Origin of the sequence: Nocardioides sp. BP30, from assembly GCF_029873215.1 — a bacterium.
Lineage (GTDB): Bacteria > Actinomycetota > Actinomycetes > Propionibacteriales > Nocardioidaceae > Nocardioides.
The window spans coordinates 3,379,125-3,393,660 of sequence record NZ_CP123620.1 but is presented as its reverse complement, the minus strand read 5'-3'; the positions used below and the strand labels follow the sequence as shown (position 1 = coordinate 3,393,660).

General features: G+C 72.2%; 14 protein-coding genes. 9 read left to right on the top strand and 5 right to left on the bottom strand.

The window, feature by feature from the left end; all coding sequences use genetic code 11:
• Window positions 1-5: 5 nt before the first annotated feature.
• Window positions 6-662: a hypothetical protein gene (locus tag P5P86_RS16000; protein ID WP_280608444.1), complete on the top strand. Its 657-nt coding sequence runs from the start codon at window positions 6-8 to the stop codon at window positions 660-662.
• 6 nt (window positions 663-668) lie between these two features.
• Here P5P86_RS16000 and P5P86_RS15995 read toward each other — a convergent pair whose 3' ends face one another.
• Complete coding sequence (locus P5P86_RS15995; protein ID WP_280608443.1) at window positions 669-1,247, bottom strand: DJ-1/PfpI family protein; 579 nt, start codon at window positions 1,245-1,247, stop codon at window positions 669-671.
• A gap of 54 nt (window positions 1,248-1,301) precedes the next feature.
• On the opposite strand from P5P86_RS15995, the gene P5P86_RS15990 reads away from it, so the two are divergent.
• The 3 genes from P5P86_RS15990 to nudC are packed head-to-tail and all read left to right on the top strand — an operon-like array spanning window position 1,302 to window position 8,637.
• Window positions 1,302-4,511, top strand: coding sequence for an ATP-dependent helicase (locus P5P86_RS15990; RefSeq protein WP_280608442.1), 3,210 nt, complete (start codon window positions 1,302-1,304; stop codon window positions 4,509-4,511).
• On the top strand, window positions 4,508-7,726 hold the full coding sequence (locus P5P86_RS15985) for an ATP-dependent helicase (protein WP_280608441.1): 3,219 nt from the start codon (window positions 4,508-4,510) through the stop codon (window positions 7,724-7,726). Before P5P86_RS15990 ends, P5P86_RS15985 begins: the two co-directional genes overlap by 4 nt.
• A gap of 20 nt (window positions 7,727-7,746) precedes the next feature.
• Complete coding sequence (gene nudC, locus P5P86_RS15980; RefSeq protein ID WP_280608440.1) at window positions 7,747-8,637, top strand: NAD(+) diphosphatase; 891 nt, start codon at window positions 7,747-7,749, stop codon at window positions 8,635-8,637.
• A 39-nt stretch (window positions 8,638-8,676) separates the two neighbouring features.
• On the opposite strand, the gene P5P86_RS15975 is transcribed toward nudC, so the two are convergent.
• Together P5P86_RS15975 and P5P86_RS15970 are read right to left on the bottom strand one after the other, a co-directional pair.
• Window positions 8,677-8,931 carry a mycoredoxin gene (locus P5P86_RS15975; RefSeq protein WP_280608439.1) on the bottom strand — a complete coding sequence of 85 codons (255 nt, stop codon included), beginning with the start codon at window positions 8,929-8,931 and terminating at the stop codon, window positions 8,677-8,679.
• A gap of 100 nt (window positions 8,932-9,031) precedes the next feature.
• Complete coding sequence (locus P5P86_RS15970) at window positions 9,032-9,493, bottom strand: GNAT family N-acetyltransferase (RefSeq protein ID WP_280608438.1); 462 nt, start codon at window positions 9,491-9,493, stop codon at window positions 9,032-9,034.
• A 116-nt stretch (window positions 9,494-9,609) separates the two neighbouring features.
• Here P5P86_RS15970 and P5P86_RS15965 point away from each other — a divergent pair, with 116 nt between their 5' ends.
• The 5 genes from P5P86_RS15965 (at window position 9,610) to P5P86_RS15945 (ending at window position 13,027) form a co-directional block, all read left to right on the top strand.
• Window positions 9,610-11,664, top strand: coding sequence for an ATP-dependent helicase (locus P5P86_RS15965; RefSeq protein ID WP_280608437.1), 2,055 nt, complete (start codon window positions 9,610-9,612; stop codon window positions 11,662-11,664).
• A 118-nt stretch (window positions 11,665-11,782) separates the two neighbouring features.
• Window positions 11,783-12,007 carry a hypothetical protein gene (locus P5P86_RS15960; protein WP_280608436.1) on the top strand — a complete coding sequence of 75 codons (225 nt, stop codon included), beginning with the start codon at window positions 11,783-11,785 and terminating at the stop codon, window positions 12,005-12,007.
• A gap of 149 nt (window positions 12,008-12,156) precedes the next feature.
• Window positions 12,157-12,456, top strand: coding sequence for a WhiB family transcriptional regulator (locus P5P86_RS15955; protein WP_280608435.1), 300 nt, complete (start codon window positions 12,157-12,159; stop codon window positions 12,454-12,456).
• Window positions 12,457-12,521: 65 nt separating this feature from the next.
• On the top strand, window positions 12,522-12,716 hold the full coding sequence (locus P5P86_RS15950) for a putative WhiB-interacting protein (protein WP_512699387.1): 195 nt from the start codon (window positions 12,522-12,524) through the stop codon (window positions 12,714-12,716).
• A gap of 146 nt (window positions 12,717-12,862) precedes the next feature.
• Window positions 12,863-13,027 carry a hypothetical protein gene (locus tag P5P86_RS15945; protein ID WP_280608433.1) on the top strand — a complete coding sequence of 55 codons (165 nt, stop codon included), beginning with the start codon at window positions 12,863-12,865 and terminating at the stop codon, window positions 13,025-13,027.
• Window positions 13,028-13,029: 2 nt separating this feature from the next.
• Here the strand turns inward: P5P86_RS15945 and P5P86_RS15940 are convergent, their stop codons facing one another.
• Both P5P86_RS15940 and P5P86_RS15935 read right to left on the bottom strand, forming a co-directional pair.
• Window positions 13,030-13,803 carry a hypothetical protein gene (locus P5P86_RS15940; RefSeq protein ID WP_280608432.1) on the bottom strand — a complete coding sequence of 258 codons (774 nt, stop codon included), beginning with the start codon at window positions 13,801-13,803 and terminating at the stop codon, window positions 13,030-13,032.
• A gap of 94 nt (window positions 13,804-13,897) precedes the next feature.
• The gene (locus P5P86_RS15935; RefSeq protein WP_280608431.1) at window positions 13,898-14,440 is read right to left on the bottom strand and encodes a GNAT family N-acetyltransferase; all 543 of its coding nucleotides are present in this window, start codon (window positions 14,438-14,440) and stop codon (window positions 13,898-13,900) included.
• Window positions 14,441-14,536: the final 96 nt, after the last annotated feature.

Below are 14,536 nucleotides of genomic sequence, written 5' to 3'. Positions count from 1 at the left end.
GGTCGATGGGCTCGACCGAATGCTTGAAGGAATCCGTCCAGCGCACCTACGACGGTCTCGCGGACCGACTCGACGCTGCCGCGCAGGTCACCTGCAGCGCCGATCACTCCCGGCGCGGGTGCCCGCCGATCGACATGCTGTGCGCCTGCGTGAGCCAGCACCTGCACGCCGTTGACGAGGTGCTGCTGCCGTGCCTGCCGATGCAGCGCGACACCCACGACTACCGCGCTGCCGAGCACGAGATGGCGATCGTCCTCAGCCACGTGAAGGCGCACGAGTTCGGGTCCAGCTACGAGACCGGGTTCTCGTGGTCGCGGGTGTGGGACGCCGTGCTCGACGCGATGGTGGCGCTGCGCCGCGAGGAGGAGGCAGTCGTGCTGCGGCTCGGCGACCTGCTGAACGACGACGAGCTGCGGACGATGACCGACCAGCTGGAGCACCGCGAGCCGTACGAGCCGACCCGACCGCACCCCTACCTGCCGCACCGCGGCACCGGCGGTCAGGTCGCGCGCCGCGTGATGCGCGTCGTGGACGGCTTCTGGGACGCCACCGAGGGCCGCTACGTGCCCGCGCCGGTCAAGGTCGTCCGCAAGCCGCCGGGCAGGGTGTCGCAGTACTTCATGGGCAACCCGCGGATCGGCGATCCGGGTGCCGACGACTGAGTGCTGCTAGCGCTCGGCGTGCCAGCCCCACTCCATCTCGGTCTCGATCCGTGTGCGGACCGCCGTGCCGGCCAGCTCCTCGACCACCGCCAGTGACAGATCGATGCCGGCGCTGATCCCGCCGGAGGTGCGGACCCGGTCCGAGCTGCGCACGTATCGCCGGTCCCGGACGATCGCGGTGCTCGGCGAGATCGCTGCCAGCTCCTCGAAGGCGTCGTGGTGGGTGGTCGCGGCCAGGCCGTCGAGCAGCCCGGCGGCGCCTGCCACCAGCGCACCGGTACACACCGTGAGCAGCAGCTGCGCCGGCGAGCTGCGGACGTGGGCGAGCACCCGCTCGTTCGTGGTGAGGGGTCGGGTCCCGGCCCCGCCCGGCACGATCAGGATCTCGGCGGCAGGCGCCTGCTCAAGCGTGTACGCCGGCAGCACCGCGAATCCACCCCGGCCGCGCGGACGCTCGGTCACGCCGACCGAGACGACCTCGAAGTCACCGGTCATCTCGCCGGCGAGGTTGAACACCTCGTAGGGGCCCGCGTAGTCGAGCACCTCCATGTCGTCGAAGGCCAGGATCGCCACCGTGCGTGTCATGGGGCTGATGGTGCCGCAGGGCGGACTGTCGGTGCACCATGATTCAGTGATCCCATGACCACGTCGTACCGGCTCGAGCCGCCGCCGGCACCCGCCGCCGTGCCTCCGCTCGACGAGCACCAGCGGCGGGTGGTCGACCATGCCGGTGGCCCGCTGCTGGTGCTGGCCGGTCCGGGCACAGGCAAGACGACCACGCTGGTCGAGGCGATCGTGGACCGGATCGAGCGGCGCGGGGCGCGGCCCGACCAGGTTCTCGCGCTGACGTTCTCCCGCAAGGCGGCCGAGCAGCTGCGCGACCGGGTGACCGCCCGGATGGGGCGCACCACCGGCGCCGCCCTGAGCTCGACCTTCCACTCCTTCGCCTACGGCCTGATCCGGGAGTTCTCACCGGCTGATCTCTACGAGCAACCGTTGCGGCTCCTGTCGGCCCCGGAGCAGGACGTCGTGCTGCGCGAGCTGCTCGTGGACCATCCCGAGTCCGTGCGTTGGCCCGAGGCGCTGCGCCGGGCGGTGGGCACCCGCGGCTTCGCGCGCGAGGTGGAGGCGGTGCTCTCCCGAGCGCGCGAGAAGGGGCTCGACGGTGCCCAGCTGCTGGCGCTCGGTCGCCAGGAGGAGGTGCCGGAGCTGGAGGCGGCCGGTCTGTTCCTGGAGCAGTACCTCACGGTTCTGGACTCCCAGGGCGCCACCGACTACGCCGACCTGATCCGGCGAGCGACCTTGGAGGCGGAGGCGCATCGTGACGTGCTGCGCGAGCGGTTCCGTCACGTCTTCGTGGATGAGTACCAGGACACCGATCCCGGGCAGGTGGCGCTGCTGCGAGCGTTGGCGGGGGAGGGGCGCGACCTGACCGTTGTCGGCGATCCCCACCAGTCGATCTACGGCTTCCGCGGAGCCGACGTGCGCGGGATCCTCGAGTTCCCGACCGCATTCCCGCGCAGTGACGGCCGTCCGGCCGACGTGGTGGCGCTGCGCACCACCCGCCGGTTCGGGCCACGCCTCCTGATCGCCGCCCAGCGCATCGCCGGTCGGCTCGGCCTGCCGGGCACGATCGAGGAGGGTGCCCGGCAGGCGTTCCTCCAGCCGGAGGCCGTCGCGGGCCCCCACGGCGACGGTCTGGTACGAGTGCTGACCTTCGACACCGACCGTGCGGAGGCCGAGCACCTGGGCGACCTGTTGCGCCGCGCCCACCTCGAGGACGGCATCGGCTGGGACGAGATGGCGGTCCTGGTGCGCTCGGGCCGCGCGACGATCCCGTCGCTGCGGCGCGCGCTCGGGGCGGCCGGCGTGCCGGTCGAGGTGGCCGCCGACGAGCTGCCGCTGGTCCGCGACCCGGCCGTGGCGCCCTTGCTCGAGGCGCTGCGGGCGGTGCTCAACCTGGACAACACCGACCCCGACGACGTCGACTTCCTCGACCCGGGCCGCGCCGAGGCGCTGCTCACCTCCGCCCTCGGCGGCCTCGACGCCGGCGACGTGCGTCGGCTCGGCAGGCGGCTACGGGTGCGGGAGAAGGAGATTGCCCACCAGCAGGGTCGCTCGCCCCGGCCCTCCAAGGAGCTGCTTCGCGAGGCGGTCGTCGACGCCTCCGTGCTGGCAGAGCTCGAGGGCCCCGAGGCGGTGCGTGCCCGGGCGCTCGCCGGTCTACTGCTGCGTGCCCGCGCGCAGAGCGACGCCGGTGCGACGGCGGAGGAGCTCCTGTGGACGCTGTGGTCAGGGACCGCCTGGCCGACGCGCCTGCGACGCGGCGCCGAGTCCGGCGGCGGCGCGGCCCGGCGTGCCCACCGCGACCTGGACGCGATCTGTGCCCTGTTCGAGATGGCGGCCCGGACCGAGGAGAAGCGCGACCACGTCGGGGTGCGGTCCTTCCTGGCCACGCTGAGCGCCCAGCAGATCCCGGCCGAGACGCTGGCCGACCGCGGTGCGCGCGGTGCCGCCGTGCGTCTGCTCACCGCCCACCGCTCCAAGGGCCTGGAGTGGCGTCTGGTCGTGGTGGCTCACGTCCAGCACGAGGGCTGGCCGGACCTGCGCCGGCGGGCCACCCTGCTCCAGGCCGACCGGATCGGCCCCGCCGCCGGCCCCGACGACGCCGGCACGCTGGTGCCGCCGGTCTCGGCGCGCGAGCTGCTGATGGAGGAGCGCCGACTCTTCTACGTCGCCTGCACCCGCGCCCGAGAACGGCTCGTCGTGACGGCCGTCGACTCGGCCGAGGACGACGGCGAGACGCCGTCACGCTTCCTGGCCGAGCTGGGCGTCAACGTCCGCCGGATCGTCGGCCGGCCGAAGCGGCCGCTGTCCCTGCCGGGCCTGGTGGCCGAGCTACGGCGCACGGTCGCGGACCCCGCGACCTCACCAGCGCTGCGCGACGCCGCCGCACGTCGGCTGGCCCGCCTGGCGGATGAGGTCCCCATCGCCGACCCCGCTACCTGGTGGGGCACGCGAGGGGTCTCCCGGGCACGGCGACCGCTGGTGCAGCCCGAGGATCCGGTGGCCATCTCGGCGACGATGCTGGAGTCGATCCTGACCTGCCCGATGCACTGGTTCCTCGAGCGGGAGGCTGGCGGCGTGCCGCCGGCCCACCAGAGTGCCAATCTCGGCCAGCTCATGCACGCGCTCGCCGAGCGCGTCGCCACCGGTGAGCTGCCCTCGGACGAGGGGGCACTGGAGACGCTGATGGAGCACGTCGACGCCGTCTGGGACCGGCTCGACTTCCGCACGCCGTGGTCCAAGGCCATCGAGTACGACCGCGTCCGGGCCGCCCTGGGACGTTTCCTGGACTGGCACCGCGCCAACCGCCGTACCGTGCTGGCGACCGAGCAGGGGTTCAGCACCGAGGTCGAGCTGGACGACGGCGAGAGGGTGGTGCTGCGCGGTTACGCCGACAGGCTGGAGCTGGACGCCGAGGGCGAGGTGGTCATCGTCGACCTCAAGACGGGTCGCCGTGCGCCCAGCGGCCCGGAGGTGCAGCGCAACACCCAGCTGGCGCTCTACCAGTACGCCGTCGACCACGGGGCGGTCGAGGGGCGCGTCGCCGGCGGTGCCGAGCTCGTCCAGCTGGGCATCCTCGAGGGCGGCCCGAGCGCCGTCGTGCAGTCCCAGGACCGGCACCCCGACGGTAGCCCCGAGCGGGAGGCGCTGCGCGCCGCACTCGCGACGACCGCGCAGCGCGTCCGACGCGAGGAGTTCCCGGCGATCGCGGGGGACCACTGCCGTGGCTGCGCCTTCCTGTCGCTGTGTCCCGCCAAGGGCGCCGGGGCGGTGATCGCATGACCCCCGTCGCCATCGGCACGCCGGAGGAGCTGGCTGCGCTGATGCAGACGCCGTACGCTCCCAGCCCGCAGCAGTGGGCGGCGATCTCGGCCCCGCTGGAGCCGGCCGTCGTGATCGCCGGTGCCGGCTCCGGCAAGACCACCCTGATGGCAGCTCGGGTCGTCTACCTGGTGCTCACCGGGCAGGTGCGTCCCGACCAGGTGCTGGGGCTGACGTTCACCACCAAGGCCGCCGCCGAGCTGCGCGACCGTATCCGCGCGGCGCTGGAGCGGGCGGGGGCATTGGAGTCGGAGAGCGAGGACGAGGACGTCCTCGAGCCGACGGTGGCGACCTACAACGCCTACGCCGCGAGCCTGCTCAGGGAGCACGGCCTGCGGATCGGCTTCGAGCCCGACACGCCCGTCATCAGCAACGCCTCCCGCTACCAGCTGGGTGCGCGGGCCGTGGAGCGCTTCAACGGAGAGGTCTACCGGCTCAGCGACCACCCGCCCACCGTCATCCAGTACCTGTTGGCGCTCGACGGCGCGATGAGCGAGCACCTCTGCGCGCCCGAGCAGGTCCGCGAGCTCGACGCCCAGGCACGCAAGCAGTTCGAGGCAGCGCTGGCCGCCGAGCTCGCCGGCAAGGCCCGCAAGACCTATCGCGAAGCGATCGAGAAGGCGATCACGACGATCGACCGGCGCACCGAGCTGCTGGAGCTGGTGGCCTCCTACCGTCGGTTGAAGCGCGACCTGGGTTGGATGGACTTCTCCGACCAGATCGAGCTCGGTGCCCGGCTCGCCACCGAGCAGCCCAACGTCGGTGCTGCCGAGCGGGAGAGGTTCCGGGTGGTGCTGCTCGACGAGTACCAGGACACCTCGGTCGCCCAGGCCGTGATGCTCTCGCGCCTCTTCGGCCAGGGACATGCCGTCACGGCGGTCGGTGACCCCAACCAGGCGATCTACGGCTGGCGCGGTGCCTCGGTCTCCAACATCCTCAACTTCGCCGAGACCTTCCCGACCCGCGACGGGCGCGACGTCGCGCTCTACCCGCTCACGGTCAACCGGCGGTCGGACCGTCGGATCCTGGAGGTCGCCAACGCGCTGGCTGCGCCCCTGCTGCGGGCCTATCCCCAGGTCGCGGCGCTCGAGCCTGCTCCGGGAGCCGGCGTCGGCGAGGTGGCGGCGGCCGTCTACGAGACCCAGGCCGAGGAGCTGTCGGCCCTCGCCGGGAGCGTCGCAGCCGCTCATCAGGGGTCCTGGGCGGCGATCGGCGTGCTCACCCGGGACAACAGCACCGCCGAGCTCGTCTTCGACGCGCTCACCAGCGCCGGCATCCCGGTCGAGATCGTCGGTCTCTCGGGGCTGCTGCGGTTGCCGGAGGTGGCCGAGGTGGTGGCGACCCTGCATCTTCTTCACGACGTCACCTCCAACGCCGCCCTGCTGACCCTGCTGAGCGGTCCCCGGTGGGCCGTCGGGCCGCGCGACCTCAAGCTGCTCGCCGTGCGGGCCGCGGAGGTGGCCGGCCGCGGCGGTCGCGGCGCGGAGGCGGCCGACGTGGAGGCCCACCTGCTCCAGATCGCCGACGGCATCGATCCCGCGGAGCTGCCGGCTCTCGACGACGCGCTCGCCGATCCTGGCGACCTCGACTACTCCCCGCAGGCCCGCGAACGGTTCGGGCTGCTCGCCGCCGAGCTGCGCCAGCTGCGCACGCACGTGGGCGAGCCGCTCCTCGACCTGGTGCGGAGGATCATCGACACCCTCGGCACCGATGTCGAGCTGGCCGCCGCCGTCAGTCCCGCCGCGGCCGCTCGTCGGGACAACCTCGACCTCTTCGTCAAGGCCGTGGCGGAGTTCCAGTCCGTCGATGGCGACGTCAGCCTGGCGGCCCTGCTCGCGTACCTGACCGCCGAGGACGACCAGGGCAACGGCCTCGACGTGGCCACCCCGACCGAGGCGGACTCGGTCAAGCTGCTCACCGTGCACCGGTCCAAGGGCCTGGAGTGGGACAGCGTCTTCCTGGTGGGGATGTGCGAGACGAAGTTCCCCTCGACCAAGGGCCGCACGCTGTGGACCTCCTCGCCGTCGGTGCTGCCGGCTCCGCTGCGCGGGGACGCCGCCGACCTGCCCCAGCTCGAGGGCTACGACAAGCAGGCCCTCGATGCCTACCGTGCCGCCGCCAAGGCCAACGACGCCGAGGAGGAGCTGCGGCTGGGCTATGTCGCCTTCACCCGCGCGGCTCACCGGTTGCGCGTCACCAGTCACGTCTGGACACCCCGGACGACGCCGCTGGGTCCCTCGCCCTTCCAGTCGCTCACCCGCGAGGTGATGGCGGGTTGGGGTGATGTCCTGCCCGACGGCGTGTCAGGTGGATGGCTGGACAAGCCGGAGCGTGGGACTGCCGCCAACCCCTACGCGCAGGTCGACCCGGCCCGGCCGTGGCCGCCCGCCGGCCCCGGTGCCGAGGCTCAGCTGCGGCTCCGGGCCGCGGAGCGGGTGCGCGATGCCGACCCTGTCGCGCCCGACCAGGATCTCGACATGATCGAGACGGCCATCGTGGAGGAGTGGGACGGCGAGATCGAGCGGCTGCTCGTGGAGGCGCGCCGCGAGAGTCGCAGCGTCATCGAGGTGGCGCGACCGGGCAGCCTGTCGGCAACGTCGCTGGCGCGGCTGCGGGACGAGCCCGAGGAGTTCGCCCGCGAGCTGGCTCGCCCGATGCCTCGGCCTCCGTCCTCCGCAGCGAGGTTCGGCACCCGCTTCCACGCCTGGGTGGAGGCACGGTTCGGCCAGCAGGACCTCTTCGACGTCGACGACCTGCCCGGTCGTGGTGACGTCGGCATCGAGGACGAGGTCGACCTGAAGGAGGTGATCGCCGCCTTCGAGGCCGGCCCGTTCGCCACCCGTGTCCCGCATCGCGTGGAGGCGCCGTTCGCGCTCGTCCTCGCCGGGCAGGTCGTCCGCGGTCGGATCGACGCCGTCTACCTCGACCCCGACGCCGGCCCGGGGGAGCGCTTCCTCCTGGTGGACTGGAAGACCAACCAACGCGCCACCGCCGACCCGCTGCAGCTGGCGATCTACCGGCTGGCCTGGGCGGAGCTGAGCGGCGTACCGCTCGACCGGGTCCGGGCCGGATTTCTCTACGTGCGCAGCGGTGAGCTGGTCGAGCCGGGCCCGCTGCCCGGTCGGGACGAGCTGGAGCGGATCGTGGCCGCGGGGGCCGGTCCGGGCGGCTGGTGAGCGGCGGCTAGCGTGCGGGTGTGAGCTATGTGCACGAGCGGTTGAGCAGCGCGCGGTACGACAGGGCATCCGCCCGGCGTGCCGACACCGACTGGATCGACGATCGATGGGCCGATCCGGCCACCCGGGTCATCGTGATGGCCGGAACGCGCATCCGGCCCGTGGACGGTGCGATCGCGTGGGTCTCGCCGGCCGAGGCCCCTGCCGGTGCCCGGCTGATGCTCGGGATCCGCGATGGAGTGGCGCACTTCGCCGTGGTCACCCCGGAGCAGTCGGCCACCGACGCCTGGCTGCCGCTGCGCTCGCTTCTGCCCGACCTCAGCGCCGAGGAGGCGCCGCTGATCCTGCACGCTGTCGGTCTGGCGGAATGGCTACGCGCCACCCGCTTCTGTGCGCGCTGCGGTCTGCCGCTGGACCCGGTCAAGGAGGGCCACGAGCTGCTCTGCGGGAACGGGCACACCACCTTCCCGCGCACCGATCCGGCCGTCATCATGCTGATCACCCACGGCGAGCCGGGCGCGGTCGACGAGCGGTGCCTGCTCGGTCGTCATCCGCACTGGCCCGCCGGTCGCTTCAGCACCCTGGCCGGCTTCTGCGAGCCGGGGGAGTCGCTCGAGGACGCCGTCAGGCGCGAGGTGAGGGAGGAGACCGGCGTCGAGGTCGCGGACGTGACGTACTTCGGCAACCAGCCCTGGCCGCTGCCCGCCAGCCTCATGCTCGGCTTCACCGGGGTGGCGGCCACCACCGACATCGTGTGCGACGTGGACGAGATCGAGGAGGCGGGCTGGTTCACCCGCGCCGAGCTGCGCGCGGGCGCGGCGAGCGGCGAGCTCGTCCTGCCCGGAGGCGTCTCGATCAGCAGGTCGCTGATCGAGGCCTGGTACGGCGAGGCGCTTCCCGGCAGCTGGTGATCCGGCCCGGCGCTGGTGGGGCCGGGGCCGGGGGCCTGCTCAGGAGGCCAGCGCCGCCAGCTTCTCCTTGACCGACGCGAGCGACGGGTTGGTCATCGACGTGCCGTCCGCGTAGACCAGGGTGGGCACGGTCTGGTTGCCGTCGTTGACCGACTCCACGATCTGCGCCGCCTCGGGGACCTGCTCGATGTCGACGACCTCGTAGGCGATGCCCTCGCGGTCCAGCTGTCCCTTGAGCCGCTGGCAGTAGCCGCACCAGGGGGTCGTGTACATCGTGAACGTCTCGGCAGCCATCAGGTGTTCTCGCTTCGGCTTCTAGGGGCTTCTTCTCTGGAATCAACCTAACCAACGGCGCGGATGTTCCCCGCGCGGCGGGTGAGCAGGGGGTGCCGCGTCAGCCGAAGGTGCGCACCATCAGGGTGTCCGCGGCGCTGAAGCCGGCACGGCGGTAGAGCGGGGTCGAGGCGGGGCTGGGGGAGAGCACGATCCGGGCGAGCCGGTGGTCCTCGGCGTACGTCGTGCATGCGCCGATGAGCGCCGCGCCGATACCGCGGCCGCGCTCGGCGGGGCGCACGAACAGATTGGCCAGGTAGCCCCACGCCGTCGGGAGGTCGACCGATGCGGGGTAGGGCATCCGCGTGAAGAGCGTCAGGTTCACCATGCCCACGGCCTCGTCGCCGGCTTCGGCGAGCCAGAACACCCGGTGCGACGTCTCTGCGGCGAACCACGAGGTGAGGCGTTCCGCGAAGCCCGGGTCCGCGGTGTCGGCGCCGTTCTCGGCCGCCCAGACCAACCGGAGAAGGCCGAATGCCGCGGCGTCGTCGGCACGGGCGATCCGCACGACGAACCCGCTCACGTCGCGAGCCTAGCCGCCGAGACGTCGGCTCGGCCCCGATCCGACGCTCCGGACTGTCGGACCCGACATCTAGGGTGTGGGCAGCACCCGTCCCCGACCCGAGGAGCCGCAACCTCATGGCCTCGCCCGCCGAACTCCTCGACGCCCTCGACCCGGAGCAGCGCCAGGTCGCCGAGGCACTGCGCGGGCCGGTCCGGGTGCTTGCCGGAGCAGGCACGGGCAAGACCCGCGCGATCACCCACCGCATCGCGTACGGCGTGGCCACCGGGGTCTACGCGCCGACCGAGATCCTCGCCGTCACCTTCACCACCCGCGCCGCGGGGGAGATGCGACAGCGGCTCCGGACGATGGGCGCCGGCAGCGTCCAGGCGCGGACCTTCCACTCCGCCGCGCTCCGCCAGCTGCGCTACTTCTGGCCGCACGTGCACGGCACCGAGCTGCCGCAGCTGATCGAGTCCAAGATCGGGCTGCTGGCCTCGGCCGCGCGGCGGCACCGCGTGCAGTCCGACCAGGCCCTGCTGCGCGACCTCGCCGCCGAGGTCGAGTGGGCGAAGGTGAGCAACGTCCACCCCGACGACTACGCGAAGGTCGCAGCGCGCCGGGGTCGTGAGGTCAACAACCTCGACGCCGCGACGGTCGGCCGCGTCTTCGGCAGCTACGAGGAGGTCAAGCGCAGCCAGGGCCGGATGGACATGGAGGACGTGCTGCTGCTGACCGCCGGCCTGCTCGCGGAGGACGAGCGGGTGGCGGCACAGGTCCGCCGACAGTACAAGTGGTTCGTCGTGGACGAGTTCCAGGACGTCTCGCCGTTGCAGTCAGCGCTGCTCGACCTGTGGTTGGGCGGCCGCAACGAGATCTGTGTCGTCGGCGACCCGGCCCAGACCATCTACTCCTTCGCCGGCGCCGACGCTCGTTATCTGCGCGACTTCGGTCGGAAGTTCCCGGGCACGACCTCGGTGGAGCTGGTGCGCAACTACCGCTCCACGCCCCAGGTCATCGAGGTCGCCAACACCTTGCTGCGGGGCTCGGCCAGCCAGGGCGTGGACCTGCGGGCGCAGCGCCCGGCGGGCCCCGCGATCACCTACCACCAGCGCTCCGACGAGGTGGCCGAGGCCGATGCGGTCGCCGCGGAGATCGAGCGGCTGCACGCGGCAGGCCGGCCGTGGTCCCAGATCGCCGTGCTCTTCCGGATCAACGCCCAGTCCGAGACGTTCGAGGAGGCACTGACCGGCCGGAGCATCCCCTACGTCGTGCGCGGCGCGGCCCGGTTCTTCGACCGTCCCGAGGTACGGGAGGCGGTGACACGGCTGCGCGGTGCCGCCCGCTCCGAGGAGGCAGGCGACCCTTCGACCGACGCGGGACAGCGCCTGCTCGAGACCACCCACGCGACCCTGGCCGGGATGGGCTGGACCCAGCGGCCGCCCGAGGCTCGCGGGCAGACGCGCGACCGGTGGGAGTCGTGGCAGGCCCTGGTCGACCAGGCGCACGAGTTCGCCCAGACGGGCGGTGACCTAACCGCGTTCGTCGCCGAGCTGGACCGTCGCGCGGCCGAGCAGCACGCTCCGGTCGCCGAGGGAGTCACGCTGGCGACCTATCACGCGGCCAAGGGCCTGGAGTGGGACTCGGTCTTCCTGGTCGGCCTGCAGGAGGGCACGTTGCCGATCAGCTACGCCCTCGATTCGCCATCGGCGGTGGAGGAGGAGCGCCGGCTGCTCTACGTCGGCGTGACCCGGGCCCGGCTGGACCTGCAGCTCAGCTGGGCGCTGGCGCGGCAACCGGGGGGTCGCGGGGCGCGCAAGCCCTCCCGCTTCCTCGACCCGTTGCTGCCGGCCTCGGCCCGGCCCGAGCCGTCGCAGTCGGCCAACCGGCGCGCCCGGATGTGCAAGACGTGTGGCCGCCCCCTCGGCACGGCCGCGGAGAAGAGCCGCGGCCGGCACGAGGACTGCCCGGCGGCGTACGACGAGGAGCTCTTCGAGCGACTGCGAGAGTGGCGTCGCGAGGCCGCCGGCAACAAGCCGGCCTTCACCGTGTTCACCGACGCCACCTTGGAGGCGATCGCCGAGGCCAAGCCGGGCTCGCAGGCCGACCTTCTCCGGATCAGCGGCGTGGGGCGTTCGAAGCTCGATGCCTACGGGCAGGACGTTCTCGCGTTGATCGCCGCATCCGCCTGAATTTCGGTGGCAGGAATTCGTCGAAAAAAGATCGTTTATTCGTTTGCCGCCTGATCGCGGGGCGGGATACGGTTCTTTCGCCCGAGTCCGAGACGACGCACCGAAGGAGGTGGCCCCGATGAGCACGATCACGATCAGCCCGTCCGTTGAGCCGTCCTTCGGTATGCCCACGTCCGGTCACGCCCTCGCTGCCGCGCAGCCGGCGTGCTGGTCGCCGGCCACCGGTGTCACGGCTGCCATCACGGGTGCCGACCGCACGTACGCCCTTGCCCAGGGTGTGCTGGCCTTCGCCACCAAGCGTCGCGATGGCATGGGTTCCCCCTCGAGTCCGCCCGACTGTTGAGAAGACAGCCGAGTCGCCTCCAGGCCGCGGAACCCGAACAACGGGATCCGCGGCCTTCTTGTTTTCCAAGAGCTCGACAGCACCCGCGGGCCGCACCCACAGATGTCCGAAACACACACCGCGATCAGGTCAGTGAAAGGAGGTGACACATGACCGCCGTACTCGAGCCCACGCTCGGTCTGCTCCACGACGAGGCCGATCGGGTCGACGACGAGCTGTTGCCGTGCCGGGCGAACAACCCGGAGCTGTGGTTCGCCGAATCGCCGCACGACGTCGAGTTCGCCAAGGCCCTGTGCCAGGCATGCCCGGTCCAGGAGCTCTGCCTGGAGGGCGCCCTCAACCGGCGTGAGCCCTGGGGCGTCTGGGGTGGGGAGCTCTTCCTCCAGGGGATCGTGATCCCGCGCAAGCGCCCGCGTGGCCGTCCGCGCAAGTCCGACGTCGCCGCGTGATCACGACAGCGACACCCTGACCCGACCGAACCGCAAGCACCACCTCTGGACACACGAGAACTGACATGAAGACTGACCGAATCAGGAGCAACACCATGAACTTGATGTTCGAAGATCTGGCGCGCGCGCAAATGTCCGCGCGCCTGGGAGAGGCGCAGCAGTGGCGCCGGGCTCGCGCCGTGACCCGGGCCCGCCGGCTCAGCCGCAAGGCGGAGAAGGCGGCACAGCAGGCGCGGCTGGCCCTGGCCCGCGTCCTGTGAGCGTGGGGCGGTCGCGCCGGCTGCAGCCGGCGACCGGCCGCCTCCGACACCCCTGATCGCGGGAGTGTGAACGATCTGCCCGTCCGAGTCCGACTCGGACGGGCAGATCCATGTTCGAGGCACGAGGAGGCGCCTAGATTGGCGTCATGGCACGCACCTGCGACCACTGCGGTCGCGTCGAGGAGGACCCGACGGCTCTCCTCACCTGGTCGACCGCTGTCGAGCGCGGGCGGACGAAGTGGTTCTGCGCGGAGTGTTCGCGACAGCACCTGCGCGCCATGGAGGGCAAGCTCGACTCCGAGTGGTGGTGACCTCACCCCGCCAGGGCGTCCCAGGCGCAGCCGCAGTGCGGGTGCCGCAGCCACCGCTGTTCGGTGAGCGGGGCGTCGGCCGCAGCGTCGCTCAACCGCACGGTGGCCGACCAGGTGCTCGGCTGCTCCCCGCGGGCATGGGCGAGGAGGTCGCGGGCGACCCAGCCGAGCCCGATCGCCAGCACGGCTGGGTTCAGCACCGGTGCCACGGCGGCTCGCGCCAGCTGGTCGAGCACGAGGCCGTAGCGGGGATCGCGCTCGCTGCGGGCGGCATCCGCGCAGCGCAGGCACGCCGTCTGCCCGGGGACGACGAAGGGTCCCAGCTCCCACCCCCAGGCAGTGGCGACAGCGATGAGGTGGGCGGTGCCCTCGCGCAGCAGCCGGTCGGTGAGATCGCGCCGCAGCGCGCCGTGGGCCAGGAGCAGGTGCACCGTTCCCTGCGGCTCCTCCGTTGCGATCCGGACACCGCTGTCCCGCAGGCGCACCGACGCGGCGTCGGTGAGTGCACGCGGACCGCTCAGCACCACCGACGGCGCCGGGGTCGGCTGCGTCGGTGGGGGTGGGCCGACCAGGCCCGCCCGCTGCAGCTGCGCGAGTGCGGCGCCGGCATTGGGCGGAAGCGATCCCAGCGGCCGACCGTGCTGCAGGTCGTCGAGCAGGGCCCGCACCTCGGGTAGGTCGGCCAGCACCGCCCGCCGCGGCGGTTCGAGCCCTACCTGCAGGTGGCGGTCGTCGCGACGTACGACGACCAGACCGGGGCGCAGGCGGAGGCTCACCCGCCCACTGTCACACGGATCCGCCGCGAGCGTGGCGCCTCATCCACAGGTTGCGGGACCAGGCCTGAGGCGTCTGATCCGTCACGACATCTGCCTAGGGCTCCGCGAGGAGACCGTAGACGGCGACATCCTGCCGGGCGTCGCCCACCTGCAGGGCTGCCCGCAACGTTCCTTCATGCGCGAAGCCGAGGCGCTCGGCCACGGCACGACTCCTGGCGTTCTCGGTACCGGTGCGAATCTCGGCCCGCCGGATCCCACGCTGGTGGAACAACTCGGTGAGCAGCGCGGAAACGGCTCGTGACACCGCACCCCGCCCCTCGTGGTCGGCATCGATCCAGTAGCCCAGTTCGGCGGTCTGCGCGTAGTCGTCGATGGTTGCGCCAGCCGCCCCGACGGCGACCCCGTCGACGACGATGACGCAGGGGATGCTGCGACCCTCGACCCACGCGGTCATGCCCTGCCGCGTGAACGCTCTCAAGCCCTCCACATCCGGCTCCGCGTGCGCCCACGGCTCCCACGAGCGCAGGCGCTCCAGGTTCTTCACCGTCAGGTCGTGCATCCGCTCCACCGTGGAGAGATCGCGTAGCGCCAGGGCGAGACCACCACCGAGGTCATGGGTGAACATCGGAGTCCGCATGACCGGCACGGTAGCGGGCGGGGGTCAGCCGATGGTGGCGTCGTCGAAGGACAGGAGACGAACGACCCCCAGGCCGAGGGCCTGGGGGTCGAAGTC